Origin of the sequence: Micromonospora sp. WMMD1076, from assembly GCF_029581475.1 — a bacterium.
Lineage (GTDB): Bacteria > Actinomycetota > Actinomycetes > Mycobacteriales > Micromonosporaceae > Micromonospora > Micromonospora aurantiaca.
This window is the reverse complement of the sequence record NZ_CP120862.1, coordinates 3,280,350-3,300,190: the sequence shown is the minus strand read 5'-3', so window position 1 is coordinate 3,300,190 and position 19,841 is coordinate 3,280,350. Positions and strand designations below refer to the sequence as shown.

Genomic DNA, 19,841 nt, shown 5'->3' with positions numbered 1-19,841 from the left:
GCGCTGCACCTGGGACACACGCGTGCACAATCAGAAGGACTCCGCACCAGCACCAGCCACCTCCGGGATGCGAGCACGGGACGCCCGCATCCCCTGATCGGCGGCGTTGACCAGCAATCACGCCGCGCAAGCCGTGGTCGATCACGTGTCGCCGGTGCCGTTGTTCGCCACAGCTCGCGACGCGATCGACCACGGCCTCGCCGAATTCGAATACCCCCGCGAACGGGCGCGCGCCACGATCGCCAAGATCATTTTTACTAGCTCTCCGCCTGCTCGGGCTCGATCAGCAGGCGGGCGTAGTTGGCCATGGAACGCTGGTAGCGCGGCAGGTGCGGGGCCAGTGCGGCGACCGCGACGGCGACAGCCTCACGGTCCCGGCCCACGCTGGTCAGCGCCAGCGCGAGGGCGGCGCTGACCGCGTCGTCGAGTTCGTCGGCGGGCTGCTGCCGCTCGGCCGTCAGCAGCGCGACCGACTCCTCGGCCTGGCCCGTGTTGCGCAGGGAGCTGGCCAGCTGGATCACGGAGCGTCGCCGGCGGATGCCGGAGATGCCCCCGGCGAGCGCGGCACGGTACAGCGGTACGGCCCGGTCGGAGTGACCCGTGGAGTCGAAGGAGCAGGCGCGTTCGAACGCGGCCACCGGATCGCCCTCCGGCAGCTCGGCGGCGAGCGCGTCGACGCGCTTGCGGAACTCCTCGGGCTCGTAGTCGTCGATGGCGGTCCACAGCTCGGCGCTGCGCCGCTCCCATTCCGGTGCTGTCGTCATGCCGACGATGGTGGCCGGGGCAGGTAGCGTGGCGCCAGTGATTCGGCCAGGAGCGAATCATACGGGGAGGTGAAGATATGGCGATCACGCTGCGTTTCGGCCCGGCCGACCTGATGCGCTGCCGGTTCGCGGTGTCTCCGGTGCTGGAGACGATCGAGGCCATCCGCCTGACCACGCCCGAGGACGCCCCCGGCTACCACCAGGGCTTCCTCCACGCGATGAGGCACCGCCTGGCCGCGCTGGACCTGCGGCCCGTCACGCTGCTGCAACCCCGCCGCGGTTACAGCCCGGACTTCCTCTCCCCGCCGCCGACGACCGCGCGCCCCCGCTTCGAGGAGGAACTGGCGAGAGTCGAGGCGACCCCGTCCGACCGGGTGGCCGAGGAGATCGCCCGCTCGTTGCGCGCCACGCCGGGCGCGGCGCGCACGGCGGTGGGGCGGCGGCTACTGGCCGACCCGGCCGACGCGCTGCGCCTGCTCACCGGAGTCATCCGGGACGTGTGGCACGAGGTGGTCCAGCCGGCGTGGCCGAACATCCGCGCCCTGCTCGACGCCGACGTGGCCTTTCAGAGTCGCCGGCTCGCCGAGGGCGGCCTGGACCGGCTCTTCGCCGAACTGCACCCCCAGCTGCGCTGGCACGACGGCGTCCTCACCCGCGACCGCGGCGACCACGAGGACCGCCGGCTCACCGGTGAAGGGCTGCTGCTGATCCCGAGCGCCTTCAAGTTCGACCAGGTCCTGGTGATCCTCGACGAGCCGTGGCAACCCGCCGTGATCTATCCGGCGCGCGGCCTGGGCACCCTGTGGCAGTCGACCCGGACAGAGGAACTGGCGGCGGCCGGCCGCCTCATCGGGCGCAGCCGTGCGACCCTGCTGGCCGGGTTGTCCGAGCCCGCCAGCACCACCGTCCTCGCCCACCGGCACGCCCTGGCGGCCGGCACCGTCTCCCAGCATCTGACCGTGCTCCGCGACGCCGGTCTGGTGGTGGGCGCACGCCACGGGCACGAGATCCGGTACCGTCGCACCCCGCTGGGCAGCGCCCTGCTCAGCGGGACGCTCCCCGAGTGAGCTGACCGGCGATGTTCGGGGTGGTGACCGGCTCATGAACGCGCCGGCCGGGCGGACCCGACGCCTGCTCGGCGAGCACCAGGGCACCTCCGGGAGTGGCTGCCCGAGCCGAGACGGCGCCAGCCTTGACCGACCGGGTACGACACGTCGGGCATCAGCGGTCCGGGCGCCCAGCACCACGACGACCACCGTCACGGCGATCACGGCGCCGGCGATCAGCGTGATCGCGCTGACCGCCGGCTGCGCCATCAGGATGCGTCCGGCGCCGGCCGGGGTGGCGCCGAGGCGCCGGTGGACGCCGTTCTCACGGTGACCGCCGATCGCGGACGGGAAGTTGGAGGGTCAGCGGCCGAGGGTGGCCGGATCAGTCGTCGTCATCGTCATCGTCGTCGCGACCGCCGTGACGGTCGTCGTCATCGTCGTCGGCCGCCTCCTGCTCGGCCCGCAGCACCGTACCGTTGTCCCGGTCCACGTCGATGTCGTGCTCGGTGTTCCCGTCCACGATCTCCACGCTCCACACCTTGCGGTCGTGCTCCTGCTCGGCCTCGACCTCGACGATCCGTCCACCGCCCACCCGGGCCAGCGCGATCTCGCCAGCCCGCTGCTGGTCCACACGGTCACCGCCGGTGCCGGCGGGCGGCGTCGACGTGCCACCGGTGGCCGGCGTACCGCCGGTGGCGCTGTCGCCGGGGGTGGCGCGGTCCGTCGGGGTGGCCGTGTCGGTCGGATCGGCCGTCGCGGCGGCCAGGGTGGCGCCCTGGGCCTCCCTGTCGGCGGCGGTGACGCCGGCGGTCACACCGGCCACGGCCAGGACGGCGGCGCCGCCGGCCGACGCCAGGAGGATCGCACTGCGCTTCATGATGTCCACCTCTCCTCGGTTGTTGTCTCCGAGGATCGGCTGGGCGTGGATAGCACCGCGCTGTCCCGACGTTAAGGCCGGGCTAAGCCCTCGGCGGGCCCAGCCGCAGCAGCACCTCGGCCCCGCCGTCCCCACCACCGACGCGCAGCTCAAGACGGCCGCCTGCGGCCTGCGCCGCTCGGCGGGCGATGTCCAGACCGAGCCCCGTGGAGCCGGCCGCGCTCGCCCCCCGGCGCACGGCGTCGGCCGGCAGGCCCGGCCCCTGGTCGGCCACGGTCAGCACCACCTGACCGTCGTCGAGAGCCAATCGGACGGTGAACGGGGTGCCGTCCGGTGTGTGCGCGAAGACGTTCCCGAGCAGGGCGTCCACCGCCGCGGCCAGCTCGTCGCCGGGTACGCCGACCGGAAGCGGACCGGGCGCGAGGTCCAACGTCAGCACGCGCCCGGTGTCCTCGGCGAGCACCGACCAGAAGGCAACCCGTTCGCCGACGATCTCGGCGGCGTCCGTGCCGGTCGGTCCCGCCCGCGGCGACTGCCGCCACCGAGCCTGCCGGATCAGACTCGTCACGGCCCGTTCCAGCCCGTCGACGGCGGCGGTGACCCGGGCCGCATCCTGCGGGTCACGCAGCGACTCCGCCTCCAGCCGCAGCGCGGTCAACGGGGTCCGCAGCCGGTGGGACAGGTCCGCCACCTGCTCGCGTTCCTGCACCAGCAGCACCTGGATCCGGCCGGCGAGGTGGTTTAGCGCGCCGGCCACCTCACGCAGCTCGGCCGGACCGGACGGCGTGACCCGGGCGTCCAGCTCCGCGTTGGCCAGCCGGTGCGACACGGCCGACAGCGCGTCGATGGGCCGGACCAGGGTGCGGGCCAGCCGGTCGGCGACCAGCAGCCCGATCAGGACCAGCAGCAGACCGAGCAGGGCGAGCACCAGCCAGGCCCGGGTCACCCCGGCGGTCAGCTCGGCCCGGGGCACCTGCACCCGGATCACGCCGGTGCCGTCCGGCCGGCCCTGTACGGCGATGACGACCTCGCGCCCCGCCGCCGACTCCCCGGTCAGGCTCTGGCCCCGGGCGGCGAGCGCCACCGCGGCCGTACGCGGTACGGGCGCGCCGAGCACGGTGCCGTCGGGCAGGTAGACGCTCACCGGCCGGCCGGAGTCGGCGGCCAACTGCTCGACGGTCAGCCGGATCGTCGCCGCGTCCTCGGTGCCCACGACGGGCACGAGGCTCTGCGCGTCGGCGGTCGCCCGGACGGTGGCGCGGTCCTCGGCGACGGTCCGCACGAGCAACGCCAAGGGCACCAGGAACGCGACCAGGGTGAGCACGCTGACGGCGGCCACCAGCAGGGCGAGTCGGGCCCTCACCCGGTCGCCCCCGGCGGGTCGAGGCGCACCCCGACCCCGCGCACGGTGTGCAGGTAGCGCGGCTCCTGCGCCGTCTCACCCAGCTTGCGGCGCAGCCAGGACAGGTGCACGTCGACGGTCTTGTCGGCACCGCCGTACGGGATCTGCCACACCTCGGTCAGCAGTTCCCGCTTGGTGACGACCTGGCCGGGGCGGGCGGCCAGATGGTGCAGCAGGTCGAACTCGCGCGGGGTCAGCTCGACCGGCGCGTCGTCGAGCGTCACCTGCCGGGAGCGGGGGTCGACGCGCAGCCCGCCCACGACCAGCGGAGGGTCGGGTGCGCCGGCACCGGACGGCCCCCGGCGCAGCACCGCGCGGACCCGCGCGTCGAGCTGCGCGGCCGTGAACGGCTTCACCACGTAGTCGTCGGCGCCCACGTCGAGTACCCGGACGATCTCGGTCTCATCGTCGCGGGCGGTGGCCACGATGACCGGCACCGCGCTGACCGCGCGCAGCATCCGCAGCAGTTCCCGGCCGTCCAAATCGGGCAAACCCAGATCGAGCACGACCAGGTCGGGCCGGTCGTCGAGGGCATCGCGCAGCCCGGCCATCGCGGTCGAGGCAGCCGCGACCGCGTGTCCCCGTTCACGCAGCGCCCGGATCAGCGGCGTCCGGATCGTGAGGTCGTCCTCGATGAGCAGCAGGCGGGCCACCCTCGCAGGTTAACCACTGACCGCGTCGCACGGCAGCGCCGTTAACCGTCCCTTAGCGCGCCGCTGTCCCGGCGCCAACCTCCGGCCGGGCAGACTCGGTGGATGCCTCGCCGTTCGCTCCTCGTCGTCGCCGGGTGGCTGGCCACCGCCACGGTCGCCACCCTGATCGGGATGGGCGCGATCCGCATGGTCGGGGACAGCATCACCGGAACGCCGGGCGGGGTGCGCAGCGAGGACGAGATCGCCCGCGACCTGGAGGCCGACCCGGTGCCGCCGCCGAGCCCCCCGTCGACGCCCGCACCGACCGCCGCCGTCCCGCCGGCCACCGGATCGGCCCCGACGATGACGCCGACCAGCACAGGCACCCGGCGGAGCTTCACCACCGCCGGGGGCTCGGCGGTCGCCGAGTGCACACCGCAGGGCATACGGCTGGTGTCCTGGGCACCCGCACAGGGCTTCCGCGTGCGGGACGTCGACCGGGGGCCGGACGACGACGTGGAGGTCCGCTTCGAGGGAGCAGCGGGAGCGTACGAACTGAAGGTACGCTGCCTCGGCGACGAGCCGGTGTCCGAGCCGGACGACTGACCTCACTCATGCGGCATGACCTGCGCTTCTGTCCATGCTCGGACAGCTCGCCGACTGATTACGGGCGGGAATCGACCTCGTTCCGAGGGCGAAGGGTGCGATCACCGCCGATCCCGCTTGCCGCACAACTGCCACACCGATGCCCGGCCGGGCCGGCCAGCAGGCAGGACCGCGCCACACCCAGCTCGAAAACCCGGCGAGGGGCGGCGGCCGGCCGTCGGACCAACTCCCGCGGGTCAAGCCATCCGATCACCCTTGCGGTGGTGGCATCCACCCCGCATTCGGTGAGCATCGAGGTGACACGGCCCGTCACGATCGAGCAGTCGCCATCGCGCGCCGGACGGTTCGGCGCGCACTGCCTCATTACCGCACGGGCGCCCCCAGCGACCTGCCCAAGTAGGCTCATAGCTTGATCTTTAACCTGTTGGGCGGTGGCGTCGACCCCGGCTGATCATGGTGACAGCCCTTGATCGATCATTCCTCTTGTCTAGGGAAGAAGATCGCAAACCAAGGGCTGTCTGGTGATCAGTGTGCATGATGCCGGTTCGAGCGGTGAGGTCGGGCGGCTGGCCGCGTTCCGGCGTGAGTTCCACGCCTGTCTTACCGCTCGTGGGGATGCGTTGTTCGAGCTGGCCGACGCGCTGTTGTGCGCAGGCGCGCCGGTGCGGTCTCTGGTCGAGTTGTCGCTGGTGGGTGAGCACCGCCGCGGTCACGGCTCGCTGTACGCGGCGTTGAACTGCGGCCGGATCGACATCGAGCGGCTGCGGACAGCGGTGGCGGCGGTGCCGCTGCCGCGGGCCGCGGACGGGCGGATCGTTTTGGCGGTGGACGTGACCTGCTGGCTGCGGCCGGAGGCGCATACCTGCCCGCAGCGGGTGCTGTGTCACACCTACGGGCGCGGCAAGGACACCCACATCGGGGTGCCGGGCTGGCCGTACTCGTTCGTCACCGCCCTGGAGGCCGGGCGCACCTCGTGGACCGCGCCGTTGGACGCCCGCCGGCTGGCGCCCGGCGATGACGCTGCCACGGTCACCGCCGGGCAGTTGCGGGACGTGGTGCGACGGCTGATCGCTGCCGGGCAGTGGCAGCCTGGTGATCCGGATGTGTGGATCGTCGCGGACGCCGGATACGACGGGCCGCGGCTGGCGTTCCTGCTGGCCGACCTGCCGGTTCAGGTTCTGGTGCGGATGCGTTCCGACCGGGTGCTGCGCCGGCCCACGCCACCCCGGCTGCCGGGCACCACCGGCCGCCCACCAAGGCATGGCGGCGAGTTCATCTTCGGTGACCCGGCCAGTTGGGGCGACCCGGCCGTCGCCACGACCGCCGACACCCGCCTCTACGGCACCGCGACCGTCCGGGCCTGGCGCCGGCTGCACCCCAGGCTGACCCATCGCACCGCGTGGGCCGCCCAGCACGGCCCGCTGCCGATCATCGAGGGCACCGTGATCCTGCTGACCGTCGACCGGCTGCCATCAGGTGCCATCGCGAAACCGGTCTGGCTTTGGTGGTCGCAGCCGGAAGCCACCGCCGCCGAGGTCGACCTGCTCTGGCAGGCGTTCCTGCGCCGCTTCGACATCGAACACACCTTCCGCATGCTCAAGCAAACCCTCGGCTGGACCAGCCCGAAATTGCGCGATCCGCACGCCGCCGACCGTTGGACCTGGCTCGTGTTGGCCGCCTATACCCAGCTGCGCCTCGCCCGAGGCGCCGTCGGCGACCTGCGCCGGCCCTGGGAACGCCCAGCGTCGCCCGAGCGGCTCACGCCCGCCCGCGTCCGGCGAGGGTTTCGGCACCTGCGCGGCAAAGCCGGCAACCCCGCCCGCGCGCCGAAACCGTCCCGACCAGGACCCGGCCGACCACCCGGACTACGCAACCGCCACCCGGCAACCCGCCACGACGTCCACATCGTCACCGCCGCTACCAGCACAAAGCCGAAAGGCGGCACAAAGAAAACGAAGACTTCGAATAACCCGAGGCCACGCCGCACAGGTTAAAGATCAAGATAGGCCGTGTTTCAGAAGTCGGTCAGCAGGCGCCATGATGTGCCGTTCGCCTGGGGAGAGCTGAGGGGATTCGAATGTTGCACCTGCTGTTCCTGCAGTACACGGGGTCGGAGCAGAAAGCGGAGCCGTTCGTCGCCGATCATGTCCTCTTCTTGGAGCGCTATCACCACGAGGGGGCGTTCTTGGTGTCCGGGCAGGCGGTGCCCTCGGTGGAGGGCGGTGCCATCGTGGCGTGCGCCGTCGATCGTGCAGCAGTCGAGCGGATTCTTGCGGAGGACCCGTTCGTCGTGGCAGGGGTCGCCAAGTACACGGTTACGACGATCGATCCGGGGCGGGTTCACCCGGCGTTGGCGGGGATACTTGGCGTCGACGGCTCCCGAGTACGCGGCTGACGCCGACCACAGCCGCGGACCAGCGCGGCGTCGATGTTGATCTCGCTCATGTCGTTGACGATCACCGTCACGCGCAGCCCGTCCCGGTTGGCCAGGACGTGGTTGAGCAGGGTCGTCTTGCCGGCACCGAGAAACCCCGACAGGACCGTCACCGGCAGCCGGCCGGTCACGGCTGGCCCACCACCTGACGTCCCTTGTACAGGCCGCAGTGCGTGCAGCCGTGCGCCGTCGGCGACCTGGACGGCGACAAGGCCGCCGACGCCGCTCGCGCGGTGCTCGTCCGCACCGGCGGGACCGGCCAGTTCTGGAGTGTCGTCTTCCGGGGCAACACCGGCGGCAAGCCGACGTACCGCGCCGTGGTGGACCCGGGCGACCGCATCCCGGTCACCTCGGCCACCGTCGCCGGGCCGAAGGCGACAGTGATCTGGCCGACCCGCTCCGCCGACGCGCCGTACACCCACTGACACGACGGTGCCACCCATCCGTCGTGGTCGATCCGGTGGACCGTCCCGCGTCCGATCGTGGGCGTCGACGACGAGGATCACACGGGGGGGCGCCAGGTGTGAGGATCGACGCGGCAGAAGCGCCCCGGCGCGGCGGTGGCACTCCTTCTGCTCGCCGGCTGGGGCGCCCTCGCCGCCGCGGCTCCGCCCGACGCTCCGCGGGCCTCCGGGATCCGGTCCGAGCGGGTCGTGCCGACGTCGGCGACGACCAGGTCTGGCGGCGGACCGGGCGTCGCCGGTCTGGCGGCCTCGTGGTCGGCCGGGCAGGTCGCGCCGGGCGACACCCCAGGGCTGGGTGTGGAACAACGCCAACCCGCTAACCCGTCGCCTGCCAGGTGGGCTTCTTCTCCCCTACCGGCGCGAGCGCCGCCCTGCCCTGCCAGTTCGAGGCGACCCGCCGCTGGTACTCGCAACAACCGGGCGGGGAACGACGCTTCCACTTCCAGCTCCGCGACAGCGGCGCCGTCACCTGCGCGGCCACCGTCCTGCTCTCCACGCAACCATCCACGTACGACTGCACCACCGCCCCGCTCGCACCCGGCGCCAGCGGCAACTACCGCTGGGTCGAGCAGGTGTCACCGACCGTGCTCACCGCCACGCACCTGCTCGGCCTGTCCCCTGGGGCGCGCAGCTCACCGACCCGTGCCAGATGGAGATCACCCGCAGCTGGTACGTCCAACGGATCAATCCCGACGGCACCGCCCAACGCCAGCTCGTCCTGACCGTGACCAACGTCGGCGCGATCGGCTGCACCGCCACGGTCTTCCTCACCCCGCTGACCACCTGACGGGCGGCGCGGCGGTCACCGCCCGCGCCGCCGGGCGACCGGGGCCGGGCCCGGCGCGAAGGCCCGCTCGGCGTCCGGTCGCAGGCGGTACGGCACCGTGGCGTCCACCCAGGACCGGCCGGCGGGTCCCCGCTCCGCCCGCCAGGCGTCGCTCTGCGACGGGTCCATCGGCAGCGGCGGGAAGTCGGCGAAGGTGCCACAGTCGGCGCCCAGGTTGGACCGGGTGGACATCGCCCACAACACGTCCTCGGCGCAGCGCACGTCCACGTCGTCGTCGGTGAACACGACGAGCTTGGCGAACGGGTGGGCGTCGAACACCTCCCGGGCCAGCCGGCCGGGCGCGGCGTCGTCCCCCGGCGAGCGCTTGCGCAGGCCGGCCACGAGCGTGAGCATGCCGCCCCCGGCCGGGCTGAAGTGCAGGTCCCGGACCAGGCCCCAGTCGCGCCCCCGACCGGCGAGCTGCACCGACAGCGCGCCGGCCAGGCCGAGGATCACCGACTGTTCCCGACCCGGCCCGACCACCGCCTGGAACGCCGCGCCGGGCCGCACGGTCATCCCGGTCACCGTGACCACCGGCAGGCCGGACTGCGCCCGGCCGTGGTAGCCGAGGAACTCCGGCAGCGAGCCGGCCACCCGGTCGTCGAGCGTCTCGTCGGCGGTGGCGCCGTCGAGGTGACCCTCCAGCACGATCTCCGCGTCGGCGAGCACCGGCGCCGGCTGGGTCACCGCGTCCGCGAGTCGCAACGGCGTGCCGGCCAGCGCGCCGGCCAGCGCGAGTTTGTCGACGCCGGCGGGCAGGAACCGGGCGTTGACCGCCGAGGCGATCATGGCCGCGGGCGCGATGCCGATGTTGATCGACACCGGCAGCTTCCGGCCGGCGCGGCGCGCCTGCTCGTACAGGCGGCCCAGGGTGCGGCCGGGCACCATCCACAGCGTCAGCCGCTCGCGGTCGAGCACCAGCATCCGGTGTACGGAGAACGCGGTCTCGCCGCCGTGCCGGGCCAGCACCGCGCCGGTGGTCAGGTAGGCCCCGGCGTCGCGGGGCGTCGCCCGCAGCGCCGGCAGCGAGGTGAGGTCGACCGGCCGGTGGTCCGCCGACCGGGCCCCGGCCACCGGCGCCCGGGTGGCGCCGAGCAGCCGACGTACCGCCCGGCGGGTCACCCGGGCCGGGTATCCGGGCAGCCAGCGGCGGACCCGGTCCGCGTCCCCGTACAGGCCGAGCAGCACCGGCAGCCCGTCCGGGCCGGGCGACCGGTAGCGGACCACGTCCTCCTCGACGGCGCGGGGCGTGGCCGGCACCCCGGCGTACCGGCGGGCGTAGTCGGCCGCCACCGCGTCGAGCGGCAGGTGGCGGCGTTCGTGGTAGCGGCCCGGCTCGACGCCCCGCACCTCGGCCACGGCCGCGCGCAGGCAGAGCGCGGGCGTGGTCACCGGGTCCCCGCGCCGAGCGCGTCCCGTTCCAGGGACCCGTTGACGAAGCGCATGGCCGGCGCGAACAGGTTCGGGTGCGCCTGGCGCAGGTCGGTGACGATGCGGTCGTACGGCAGATCGCTGAACTCGCCGTGCACGCGGAGGAACTCCATGTGCCGGCGGCCGTCCATGTCGTACGGGTGGTACAGGCTGTCGGTGCGCCCGTCGAACTCGAGTTCACCGATCCGGTACAACCGGCACAGCCGGCGGCTGAACACCGGCGTGGCCTTGATCCACCGGCCGTCCAGGTGCACCAGCGTGTAGCAGTGGTGGCGGAAGACGTCGCCGCCCATCAACGCGCGCAGGCGGTCGGAGGTGAGGTGGTTGCGCACGTCCGCGAGGACCAGCCGGCTCGGCACGCCGATGGCGCGCAGCGCGGCGGCGTACAGCATCGACTTGTGGATGCACAGGCCGGTGCCGGCGCGGGCGACGGTGCTGGCCCGCAACCCGTCCCGGCTCATGTCGGCGGCGTAGACCTCGTAGCGGACCGAGTCGCGGACGGCGTAGTAGAGCGCGACAGCCCGCGCGGTGAGGTCCGGGCCGGGCGGGGCGTGCCGGGTCACGAAGTCGGCCACCTCGGTCGAGTCGTGGTCCAGGAACCAGGTCGCGGCGAGGTCCGCCGCGCTCGGCGGGACGGTGCCCGTCGGCACCTCGGGTACGGACGCGGCCGGGTCCGGCCGGTCGGGGCTCACCGGGCCACCGTGGCGGTGACGTAGCGGACCGGAACCGGGATGGTCAGCGGGCCGTCCCCCGGGCGCATCACGTCGAGTGCCGTGATCAGGCGCTCGCGCAGCTCGGCGCTCTCGCGTACCGGCAGGTGCTGCCAGAGCAGCCGCATGCCCTGCGTGTGTGACCAGTCCACCCAGGCGGTTCCGGAGGCGGCGGTCATCGCCACGTCCTCGTCCGCCATGTCGACGTCGGCGAAACCGGCCCCGCGCAGCGTCCGCACCAGGTCGGCGGGGTCGGCCAGCCAACTGTTGAATCGGCGGGACAGCTCCGCCGGCTGCCACTCCGGCGGCAGGTTGCGCAGCAGTTCCCGCGGGATCAGCTCGGTGAAGACCGGAGGCAGGAACGGGAACGTGTCGGCGGTGAAGACCGGGCTGGTGAAGCCGAGCCGGCCGCCGTCGGCGAGCAGCCCCGCGTAGCGGGCCAGCGCGGCGGGCGCGTCGGGGAAGAAGATGACGCTGTAGCTGCCGGTGACCACATCGTACGAGCGGGCCGGCAGGTCCGGGTGCTCGCCGTCCATCACCCGGGCCTCGACCGTGGTCAGTCCCGCCCGGCGGGCCGCCTCGCGGGCCTCGCCGACCATCGCCTCGGCGATGTCGACACCCAGCACCCGGCCGGTCGGCCCGACCCGTTCGGCGGCCGGGAAGAGGCAGGCGCCACGTCCGCACCCGACGTCGAGGACGCGGTCCCCGGGCCGTGGCGCCACCCGTTCCACCAGCCGGCGGCCCATCGGCGTGAAGAACTCCACGCCCATCCGGTCGTAGCTGGCGGCGGCCTGGTTGAACGCCTGCGTCACGGCCGTCTTGTACGTCGCGGTATCCACGTCAACTCCCGGGTCGTAAGTGGGCGGGCGGCTGCGTCCGCCCGGGTCCGACCCTGCCCCGGCCCGGTGGAGCCGGGTTCGAGGCCCACCGGAGCGACAGGCGCCGCCCGGCGGCTCCAGCGGAGCTGTGCGCGGCCTCGAGCGGGACCGCCCACGATCGATCCGCTGACGACGGCCAGAGAAGGGGTGCAGCATGTCGGGACTGGCACGCATCGCGGCGGGCGACCCACGGTACGAGGACTTCGTGGTCCGGGGCGACAACGCCCGCTTTTCCCCACGACCGGACGCGTTCGTCCTGGCCCGCTCGACCGAGGATGTCGTCCGGACGGTGCAGGACGCGGTCCGGGCCGGGCAGCGTATCGCGGTCCGCAGCGGCGGTCACTGCTACGAGGACTTCGTGTCCGACCCGACGGTCCGGGTGGTGCTCGACCTGGCCGCCATGGACCGGGTCGGGTTCGACGCGGAGCGGCAGGCCTTCGCGGTCGAGCCGGGCGTCCGGCTGATGGACCTGTACCGGGCGCTCTACCTCGGCTGGGGCGTCACCGTGCCCGGCGGCGCGAGCGAGCTGGTCGGGATCGGCGGCCACCTGCTCGGCGGCGGGTACGGCCCGCTGTCCCGACGCTTCGGCGCCTGCTCCGACCACCTGTACGCGGTCGAGGTCGTGGTGGTCGACGCGGACGGCCGGGCCCGGGCGGTGGTGGCCACCCGCGACCCGGCGGACCCGAACCACGACCTGTGGTGGGCGCACACCGGCGCGGGCGGCGGCAACTTCGGCGTGGTGACCCGTTACTGGCTGCGCAGCCCGGGCGCCGAGGGCGAGCCGGGTGACCTGCTGCCCCGGCCGCCGGCGTCGGTGCTGGCGTCGAGCACCGTGTTCCCGCGCGAGGGGTTGACCCGGGAGGCACTGCGGGCGCTGGTCGGTGGCCACGGCCGCTGGCACGAGCGCAACAGCGCTCCCGACTCGCCGTACGCCGGGCTGTTCAGCGGGCTGGTGCTGTTCGCGGTGGCGCCCCAGGACGATCCGGGCATCGGGGCGATCCTGTTCAACCACCTCGACGGCACCGGCGCGGACGCCGAGGAGATGCTGGCCCGCGCGGTGCGGGAGATGACCGGGGACGTCGATGCGCCCCGCTACGACATGCAGGGGGAGCGGGCGCCGTGGCTGTCCACGATGGTGAAGCTGGCGCGGGCGCAGGACGGCGAGTCCGGCCGGCACAAGATCAAGTCGGCGTACCTGCGGCGCGGCTACACCGACGCCCAGATCGACACCATCCACGACCACCTGTGGGGCGACGGCCACGCCTTCTCCAGCGCCACGATCTCACTCCAGTCGTACGGCTGCGCCGCGAACGCCGTCGCACCGGACGCCACCGCGACCGCCCAGCGCGACTCGGTCCTGCGGGCGCTCTACCTGACGTCCTGGGCGGACCCGTCGACCGACGAGGCGAACCTCGACTGGACCCGCCGGCTGTACCGGGACGTGTACGCGGCGACCGGCGGCGTCCCGCTGCCCGACGACCGCAACGACGGCTGCTACATCAACTTCCCCGACGTCGACATGGCCGACCCGCGGTGGAACGCCTCCGGGGCGCCCTGGCAGTACCTCTACTTCAAGGAGAACCACCCGCGCCTGCAACAGATCAAGAAGCGGTGGGATCCGCTCACCGTCTTCAGCCACGCCCTGTCCGTTCAGTGAACCGGGCCGAGGAAAGGAATCCGTCCACGATGACCGACACCATGGTCAAGCCCGAGACGAAGGACCCGAAGCGCATCCGGCTCCAGGAGGCGGTCGACAAGCTGGTGACCGTCGGTGCGGCCGGCGCCCAGTTCCGGGTCACCAGTGGCGACGAGACGTTCACCGTGCGCGCCGGCGTACGGAAGTACGGCGACGACGACCCGGTGCCCACCGACGGCAAGTTCCGGATCGCCTGCATCACCAAGGTCTTCGTCGCTACGGTGCTGCTCCAGCTCGTCGCCGAGGGCCGGATCGACCTCGACAAGCCGATCGGGGAGTACCTGCCGGGGCTGCTGCCGCAGGGCGGGGAGGTGGCGGTCCGCAACCTGCTCCAGCACACCAGCGGGCTGTACAACCACGCCGACGCGTTCCAGCGCCCCGGTGACCGCTTCGAGCGGGACCGCTACAAGCACTTCGACCCCGAGGACCTGGTGAAGATCGCCGCGGACAAGCCGCTGAACTTCACCCCGGGCAGCACGTTCGAGTACTCGAACACCAACTACATCGTCCTCGGCCTGCTGATCAAGGCGGTCACCGGCCGCAGCTACGCCGAGGAGATCCGGACCCGGATCATCGAGCCGCTCGGGCTGCGCGACACCGTGCTGCCCGGCGACGACCCGCACATCCCGGGCAGCCACGCCCGGGGCTACATGAAGATCAAGGGCAGGTCGGTCGACGTCACCGAGATGAACCCGTCCGAGGCGTGCTCGGCCGGCGAGATGATCTCGACGACCAAGGACCTCGACACGTTCCTGGTGGCCCTGGTCACCGGCAAGCTGCTCCAGCCGGAGCAGCTCGAGCAGATGAAGACCACCGTGCCGCCGGAGTGGGTGACGCTGCCCATGTCCAACGGCTACGGCCTCGGCTTCATGCCCCTGGTCACCGAGCGCGGCATCAGCCTCTGGGGCCACGGCGGCGGCATCCCCGGCTACGCCACGTTCATCGGCGCCACGCTGGACGGCCGGCAGCGGCTGGAGTCGTCGATCACGCTGGACATCGACCCCGACGACTTCTCCGGCGTCTTCGAGGACGCGGTGGTGGACGCCATCAACGCCGCCGCGGACTGCCTCTGACCGCACCTCCGCCGGCGGCGGGCGGGCGCCCGGACCGGGCCGCCCGCCGCCGGCACGTCACCGACCCCGGACGAGACCGGCCGCGTCCGGGCGCCGGCGCACCGGCGGCCGGACCAGCACGCAGAGGAGCAGGGCATGGATCTGCTGTACGTGACCGAGGCGACCGCGACCGGCGACGGACGGGAGGGCAGCGTCCGCACCGACGACGGGGTGCTGACCGCGACGCTCTCGGCGCCGCCGGCGCTGGGCGGGGCCGGCGGGACCGGCACCAACCCGGAGCAGCTCTTCGCCGCCGGGTACGCGGCCTGCTTTCACAGCGCGCTGCGCTGGATCGCCCGGCAGGACGACGTCGACCTGACCGGATCGGCGGTCACCGCCCGGGTCGCCCTGGGCAGCGTCGGCGACGCGCTGCGCCTGGCCGTGGAGCTGCGCGCGGAGCTGCCCGGACTGCCGCCGGAGCAGGCCGAGGCGTTGGTCCGGCGGGCGCACGAGACCTGCCCCTACTCGGCCGCGCTGCGCGGTGACGTGGTGGTGCTGGCCCGGGTCGCCGTGCCGGCCGAGGCGACGCGCTGAGCGGGCTGCGGGCTACCCGGCGGCGGCCGGGCCCGAGCCGACCGGACCGGCCTCACCCGTGCGCTCGGCGACCACCACCGCGATGCCGTCCAGCACCCGCCGCAGCCCGAACTCGAACGCGTACTCCGGGCCGTACGCCGCGCCGTGCGCCGCCCCGGCCGCGGAGCCGACCCGGGCCGCGGTCGGGTAGCTGCCGGAATTCATGAACTTCTCCAGCCACGGGCCGTGGGTCTGCCACCACTGCCCATCGGTCATCCCGGTCTCGCGCTCCAGCTCCGCGCCGTCGTAACCGGCCCGGGCGATGCTCTTGACGTGCCCCAGGACCAGGGTGAGCACGGCGTCCATCTCCACGTCGTCGAGCCCCACGCCGGCCACCGCGCTCAGCTCGTAGTCGTACTTGGCGAGCGTGTGGGGGCCGAGCACCGGCCGGCTGGTCTCGGCGCGCAGCAGCCACGGGTGGGCGCGGTAGAGCGCCAGGTTGTCCCGGGCGATCCGGTCCAGCCGACCGCGCCACCCGCCCGGCACGTCGCCCGGGCGGGGCATGTCGCCGTAGACGGTGTCGACCATGACGTCGAGCAGCTCCGACTTGCCGGGCACGTAGGTGTAGACCGACATGGTGCCGGCGCCCAGCGCCTCGCTGACCCGCCGCATGGTCAGCGCGTCGATGCCCTCCGCGTCGGCGATCTCGACGGCTGCCCGCACGATCCGCTCGACGCTGAGCCCCGGGCCCGTCCCACGGCTGGTGGGCTCCCAGGTGCGCCAGAGGATGGCCAGGCTGCGTGCGGGGTCGGCCTTGCCCATGCGCTCCTTCGTCATAGTGACCCCATCCTACCGGGCGCATACCGTATCGCGTACGGGCCGGGCGACGAACGCCGACCGGCCCGTACGCGCCGGTCAGGCCGGCCGGAACGCGTCGGCGTGGTCGCTCGCCCAGCGGACGAACGGCGTCCCCGGCCGCCCGGTGAGCTTCTCCACCGTCGGCGACACCACCGGCGGCCGGTCCACCGAGTCGGCGAGGTAGCCCAGCACCATGTCGACCACCACCTCCGGCATGAACGCGGTCAGCTCCGCGCGCGCCGCCGCCGGGCTCACCTCCTCGAAGCGGATCGGTCGCCCGGTCGCGGCCGCGAGCTGCGCGACCTGGGTGCGCTGGTCCAACGCCTCCGGCCCGGTCAGGTCGTACACCTGACCGGCGTGGCCGTCGGTGGTCAGCGCGAGCGCCACCACCGCCGCGATGTCCACCTCGTGGATCAACGCGCGCCGGGCCTGCGGGTACGGGCCCCGGACCACGCCCTCGGTCCGGATCGAGTGCCCCCACTTCCACAGCAGGTTGGTGGCGAACTCGTCCGGCCGCACGAACGTCCAGTCCACGCCGCTCTCCTCCACCGCCCGCTCCACCGTGCGGTGGTAGACGCCGCTGAAGTTGCCGGCGTCGGCCGCGGAGGTCGACGAGAGCACCACCACGTGCCCGACGCCCGCGTCGGCCGCCCGGCGGGCCACCTCCGCCGCGGTGTCCGGCACCGGGAACAGGTACATCCGCCGGATCCCGCGCAACGCGTCGGTGAGGCCGGCCGGCTCGGCCAGGTCACCCCGGACCACCTCCACCCCGTCCGGAAACACGGCCCGGTCCGGCTCACGGGTCATCGCCCGCACCGCGTGCCCCTCCGCCAACAACTCCGTGAGCACGTGCCGGCCCACATGGCCGGTCGCCCCGGTCACCAGAATCGTCATCGCCTCCACCCGTCCCTTCCCTCGGCGGGCCGCGCCCGCGATGCCAGGAGCATCACGACCTGCCCTTGAGGGGTCCTTGAGGGCAGGTCGCGAGGGTGGACACGTCAAGCCGTCCGGCCCCGAGGAGTGCCACATGTCCCTGACCGAGAACGCCGACCGGACCGTCACCGACGAGCGGACCCTGGCCGAGAACAAGGAACGCTGCCTCCAGATGGTGGCGGCCTGGAACCGGTGGGAGCTCAACGGCATCATCGAGCACTGGGCACCGGACGTCGTCCACTACTCCGAGGACGCGGTCGTCGACACCGACGAGATGATCCGGCGCATGGAGGGCGGCCTCCAGGCGTTCCCCGACCTGCACCTGGACGTGAAGAGCATCCTCGCCGAGGGCGACCGGGTCGCGCTGCGGATCACCATCACCGCCACGCAGAAGGGCCAGTTCGGCGACCTGCCGCCGACGAACAAGCAGGTCACCTGGCACATCGTGGAGGAGCTGCGGTTCGTCGACGGCAAGGTGGTGGAGCACTGGGACGTGATGAACTACCTGCCGATGCTCAAGGAGCTCGGCAAAGTCCCCGCGGACGTCTGAGCATGGACGTGGACACGGGCCGCGAGGCCCCGCCGGGAACGGCGAACCGTCGGGTCGTGATGACCACCGTGGGTGAGCCGGAACAGCTCCGCCTGGAGACCACCCCACGACCGGGCGCCCGACGCGGCCGGGTGGTCGTCCGGGTGGAGGCCGCCGGCATCTCCTTCGCCGAGGTGCAGACGCTGCGCGGGCTGCACCCATTTCCGCCGAAACCGCCGTGCGTGCCCGGCTACGACCTCGTCGGGCACATCGTGGAGGTCGGGCCGGGCGTCACCGGCTGGCACGTCGGCGACCGGGTGGTGGCGATGCCCCGCACCGGGGCCTGGCAGAAGTACGCCGAGGTGAGCGCGGCCTCGCTGGCGCGCGTACCGGTGGAGCTGGACGCCGGTGAGGCGGTGGCGCTGGTCTGCAACGGCGTCACCGCCTGGCAGATGCTGCACCGCTCCGCCCGGGTCCGCCCCGGCGCGACGGTGCTGGTGCACGGCGCCGGCGGCGGGGTGGGCACGCTGCTCACCCAACTCGCCGTGCGGCACGGCATCCGGGTGCTCGGCACCGCGTCGCCCGCCAAGCACGACGCGGTGCGGGCGCTCGGCGCGGAACCGCTGGACTACCGCGGGGACGTGGCCGGAGAGGTGCGGCGACTGGCCCCCCGGGGCGTGGACGCCGTCTTCGACCACATCGGCGGCGCCGGCCTCGACGTCGGCTGGTCGCTGCTCGCGCCCGGCGGGACGCTGGTCTCGTACGACTCGTCGGTGGCCGGCTACCCGCCGGGGCAGTGGTTCCGGCCGCACCTGCCGGCGCTGCGCCGGGTGATCGGATGGAACCTGGCCGGGCTGGCCGGCGCGACCCGCGGCCGGCGGGCGCGCACGTACTACGTCAAGCCCGGACCGCGCTTCCGCGACGACCTGGCCAGCCTGTTCACGCTGGTCCGCGATGGCGTGCTGCGACCCACGGTGGCCCGCCGGTACCCGCTGGAGGAGGCCGGCAGCGCGGTGCGGGAACTGATCGACGGCGGCGTGGTCGGCAAGCTGGTCCTGCTGCCGTGACGGCCACGCCGGGAGCGCGCGGGTCCCGCGCGCTCCCCGCCGGCCGGCGGGACCGAGGGAGGGGGCTGGCGTGACGGACGCGATCCGCATCGGACTGATCGGCTGCTCGTCCATCGCGGCCCGCCGGTTCGTGCCGGCGCTGGTCAGCTCGACGGCCCGGCTGACCGCGGTCGCCGCGCGCGACCCGGCCCGCGCGGCCGCGTTCGCCGCCCGGTTCGGCGCGGCGGCGACCACCGGCTACCGCGAGCTGCTGGCGCGCGACGACGTGGACGCGGTCTACGTCTCGGTGCCGACCGGACGGCACGCGGCCGAGACGACGGCCGCGCTGGCCGCCGGCCGGCACGTCCTGGTGGAGAAGCCGCTGGCCGTGGACGCGGCCGAGGGCGCGGCGGTGCTGGCGGCGGCCCGGCGGGCCGGTCGGGTGGTGATGGAGAACCGGATGTTCGTCCACCACGGACAGCACCGGGTCGCGGCCGAGCTGCTCGCCGACGGCGCGATCGGCGACCTGCGGGTGCTCGGTGCGGCGATGGCCGTGCCGCCGCTGCCCGCCGACGACATCCGGCACCGGTCCGACCTCGGCGGCGGCGCGCTGCTCGACGTGGGCTACTACCCGGCGCACGCCGCGCTGCTGCACCTGAGCACGCCGTTGGAGGTGCTCGGCGCCACGCGGCGCACCGACCCACGCTACGACGTGGAGGTGGGCGGCGCGGCGCTGCTGCGGGACGCCGCCGGCGTCGACGCGCACCTGACGTACGGCTTCACGCACGCCTACCGCTCCCGCTACGAGTTGTGGGGCGAGCGGGGCCGGCTGGTGCTGGAGCGGGCGTTCACCCCGGCGGCCGGCTGGCATCCGGTGCTGCGGCTGCACCGGCAGGACCGGGTGGAGCTGCGCACGCTGCCCGCGGAGGACCACTTCCGGGGCGCCCTGGACGCCTTCCTGGCCGCCGTACGCGGCGACGCGGAACCGGCCGCGCACGGCGCGCGGACCCTCGCCGGACTCGCCCTGCTGGACGCGATCCGCGCCGTCGGCCGGCGGGTAGGGCCGCGGCGCTGAGCGCCG

General features: G+C 73.6%; 21 protein-coding genes and 1 pseudogene. 12 read left to right on the top strand and 10 right to left on the bottom strand.

Features of this window, described 5'->3' with window-relative positions:
- Positions 1–257: 257 nt before the first annotated feature.
- The gene (locus O7622_RS15915; RefSeq protein ID WP_282308951.1) at positions 258–764 is read right to left on the bottom strand and encodes a tetratricopeptide repeat protein; all 507 of its coding nucleotides are present in this window, start codon (positions 762–764) and stop codon (positions 258–260) included.
- A 77-nt stretch (positions 765–841) separates the two neighbouring features.
- Between O7622_RS15915 and O7622_RS15910 the strand changes: the two genes are divergently transcribed.
- The gene (locus O7622_RS15910; RefSeq protein WP_282308950.1) at positions 842–1,831 is read left to right on the top strand and encodes a DUF5937 family protein; all 990 of its coding nucleotides are present in this window, start codon (positions 842–844) and stop codon (positions 1,829–1,831) included.
- A gap of 364 nt (positions 1,832–2,195) precedes the next feature.
- On the opposite strand, the gene O7622_RS15905 is transcribed toward O7622_RS15910, so the two are convergent.
- The 3 genes from O7622_RS15905 to O7622_RS15895 all read right to left on the bottom strand — a co-directional run bounded on the left by O7622_RS15905 (position 2,196) and on the right by O7622_RS15895 (position 4,745).
- A complete protein-coding gene (locus tag O7622_RS15905; protein WP_282308949.1) occupies positions 2,196–2,690 on the bottom strand; it encodes a PepSY domain-containing protein in 495 nt (164 codons plus the stop codon).
- Between the two features lie 82 nt (positions 2,691–2,772).
- A complete protein-coding gene (locus tag O7622_RS15900) occupies positions 2,773–4,053 on the bottom strand; it encodes a HAMP domain-containing sensor histidine kinase (RefSeq protein WP_282308948.1) in 1,281 nt (426 codons plus the stop codon).
- Complete coding sequence (locus O7622_RS15895) at positions 4,050–4,745, bottom strand: response regulator transcription factor (RefSeq protein WP_282308947.1); 696 nt, start codon at positions 4,743–4,745, stop codon at positions 4,050–4,052. The genes O7622_RS15900 and O7622_RS15895 overlap by 4 nt, the downstream gene beginning before the upstream one ends.
- Positions 4,746–4,847: 102 nt before the next feature.
- On the opposite strand from O7622_RS15895, the gene O7622_RS15890 reads away from it, so the two are divergent.
- The 3 genes from O7622_RS15890 (at position 4,848) to O7622_RS15880 (ending at position 7,725) form a co-directional block, all read left to right on the top strand.
- Positions 4,848–5,330: a septum formation initiator gene (locus O7622_RS15890; RefSeq protein WP_282308946.1), complete on the top strand. Its 483-nt coding sequence runs from the start codon at positions 4,848–4,850 to the stop codon at positions 5,328–5,330.
- A 521-nt stretch (positions 5,331–5,851) separates the two neighbouring features.
- A complete protein-coding gene (locus tag O7622_RS15885; RefSeq protein ID WP_282308945.1) occupies positions 5,852–7,324 on the top strand; it encodes an NF041680 family putative transposase in 1,473 nt (490 codons plus the stop codon).
- An 83-nt stretch (positions 7,325–7,407) separates the two neighbouring features.
- A complete protein-coding gene (locus O7622_RS15880) occupies positions 7,408–7,725 on the top strand; it encodes a YciI family protein (RefSeq protein WP_282308944.1) in 318 nt (105 codons plus the stop codon).
- A gap of 14 nt (positions 7,726–7,739) precedes the next feature.
- On the opposite strand, the pseudogene O7622_RS15875 reads toward O7622_RS15880, so the two are convergent.
- A pseudogene (locus O7622_RS15875) lies at positions 7,740–7,895 on the bottom strand (GTP-binding protein); the annotation flags it as partial.
- A 42-nt stretch (positions 7,896–7,937) separates the two neighbouring features.
- Here O7622_RS15875 and O7622_RS15870 point away from each other — a divergent pair.
- Both O7622_RS15870 and O7622_RS15865 read left to right on the top strand, forming a co-directional pair.
- On the top strand, positions 7,938–8,189 hold the full coding sequence (locus O7622_RS15870; RefSeq protein ID WP_282308943.1) for a hypothetical protein: 252 nt from the start codon (positions 7,938–7,940) through the stop codon (positions 8,187–8,189).
- Positions 8,190–8,877: 688 nt separating this feature from the next.
- Entirely contained in the window at positions 8,878–9,015 is a 138-nt protein-coding gene (locus O7622_RS15865; protein ID WP_282308942.1) for a hypothetical protein, read from the top strand.
- Between the two features lie 15 nt (positions 9,016–9,030).
- On the opposite strand, the gene O7622_RS15860 is transcribed toward O7622_RS15865, so the two are convergent.
- The 3 genes from O7622_RS15860 to O7622_RS15850 are packed head-to-tail and all read right to left on the bottom strand — an operon-like array spanning position 9,031 to position 12,034.
- Complete coding sequence (locus O7622_RS15860) at positions 9,031–10,446, bottom strand: UbiD family decarboxylase (protein WP_282308941.1); 1,416 nt, start codon at positions 10,444–10,446, stop codon at positions 9,031–9,033.
- Complete coding sequence (locus tag O7622_RS15855) at positions 10,443–11,177, bottom strand: transglutaminase-like domain-containing protein (RefSeq protein WP_282308940.1); 735 nt, start codon at positions 11,175–11,177, stop codon at positions 10,443–10,445. Before O7622_RS15855 ends, O7622_RS15860 begins: the two co-directional genes overlap by 4 nt.
- Positions 11,174–12,034 carry a class I SAM-dependent methyltransferase gene (locus O7622_RS15850; protein WP_282308939.1) on the bottom strand — a complete coding sequence of 287 codons (861 nt, stop codon included), beginning with the start codon at positions 12,032–12,034 and terminating at the stop codon, positions 11,174–11,176. Before O7622_RS15850 ends, O7622_RS15855 begins: the two co-directional genes overlap by 4 nt.
- A gap of 193 nt (positions 12,035–12,227) precedes the next feature.
- Between O7622_RS15850 and O7622_RS15845 the strand changes: the two genes are divergently transcribed.
- From O7622_RS15845 to O7622_RS15835, 3 genes are all read left to right on the top strand, one after another.
- Positions 12,228–13,730 carry an FAD-binding oxidoreductase gene (locus O7622_RS15845; RefSeq protein ID WP_282308938.1) on the top strand — a complete coding sequence of 501 codons (1,503 nt, stop codon included), beginning with the start codon at positions 12,228–12,230 and terminating at the stop codon, positions 13,728–13,730.
- Between the two features lie 29 nt (positions 13,731–13,759).
- Positions 13,760–14,842, top strand: coding sequence for a serine hydrolase domain-containing protein (locus tag O7622_RS15840; protein ID WP_282308937.1), 1,083 nt, complete (start codon positions 13,760–13,762; stop codon positions 14,840–14,842).
- Positions 14,843–14,977: 135 nt separating this feature from the next.
- A complete protein-coding gene (locus O7622_RS15835; RefSeq protein WP_282308936.1) occupies positions 14,978–15,415 on the top strand; it encodes an Ohr family peroxiredoxin in 438 nt (145 codons plus the stop codon).
- A 12-nt stretch (positions 15,416–15,427) separates the two neighbouring features.
- Here the strand turns inward: O7622_RS15835 and O7622_RS15830 are convergent, their stop codons facing one another.
- Positions 15,428–16,231, bottom strand: coding sequence for a TetR/AcrR family transcriptional regulator (locus tag O7622_RS15830; protein ID WP_282308935.1), 804 nt, complete (start codon positions 16,229–16,231; stop codon positions 15,428–15,430).
- Between the two features lie 78 nt (positions 16,232–16,309).
- Positions 16,310–17,146, bottom strand: coding sequence for an NAD(P)H-binding protein (locus O7622_RS15825; protein ID WP_282308934.1), 837 nt, complete (start codon positions 17,144–17,146; stop codon positions 16,310–16,312).
- Between the two features lie 133 nt (positions 17,147–17,279).
- On the opposite strand from O7622_RS15825, the gene O7622_RS15820 reads away from it, so the two are divergent.
- The 3 genes from O7622_RS15820 to O7622_RS15810 all read left to right on the top strand — a co-directional run bounded on the left by O7622_RS15820 (position 17,280) and on the right by O7622_RS15810 (position 19,835).
- Complete coding sequence (locus O7622_RS15820) at positions 17,280–17,735, top strand: ester cyclase (RefSeq protein WP_282308933.1); 456 nt, start codon at positions 17,280–17,282, stop codon at positions 17,733–17,735.
- 59 nt (positions 17,736–17,794) lie between these two features.
- On the top strand, positions 17,795–18,781 hold the full coding sequence (locus O7622_RS15815; RefSeq protein WP_282314153.1) for a zinc-binding dehydrogenase: 987 nt from the start codon (positions 17,795–17,797) through the stop codon (positions 18,779–18,781).
- Between the two features lie 70 nt (positions 18,782–18,851).
- Positions 18,852–19,835, top strand: a complete 984-nt coding sequence (locus tag O7622_RS15810; protein WP_282308932.1) for a Gfo/Idh/MocA family oxidoreductase — start codon at positions 18,852–18,854, stop codon at positions 19,833–19,835.
- The last annotated feature ends 6 nt before the right edge of the window (positions 19,836–19,841 follow it).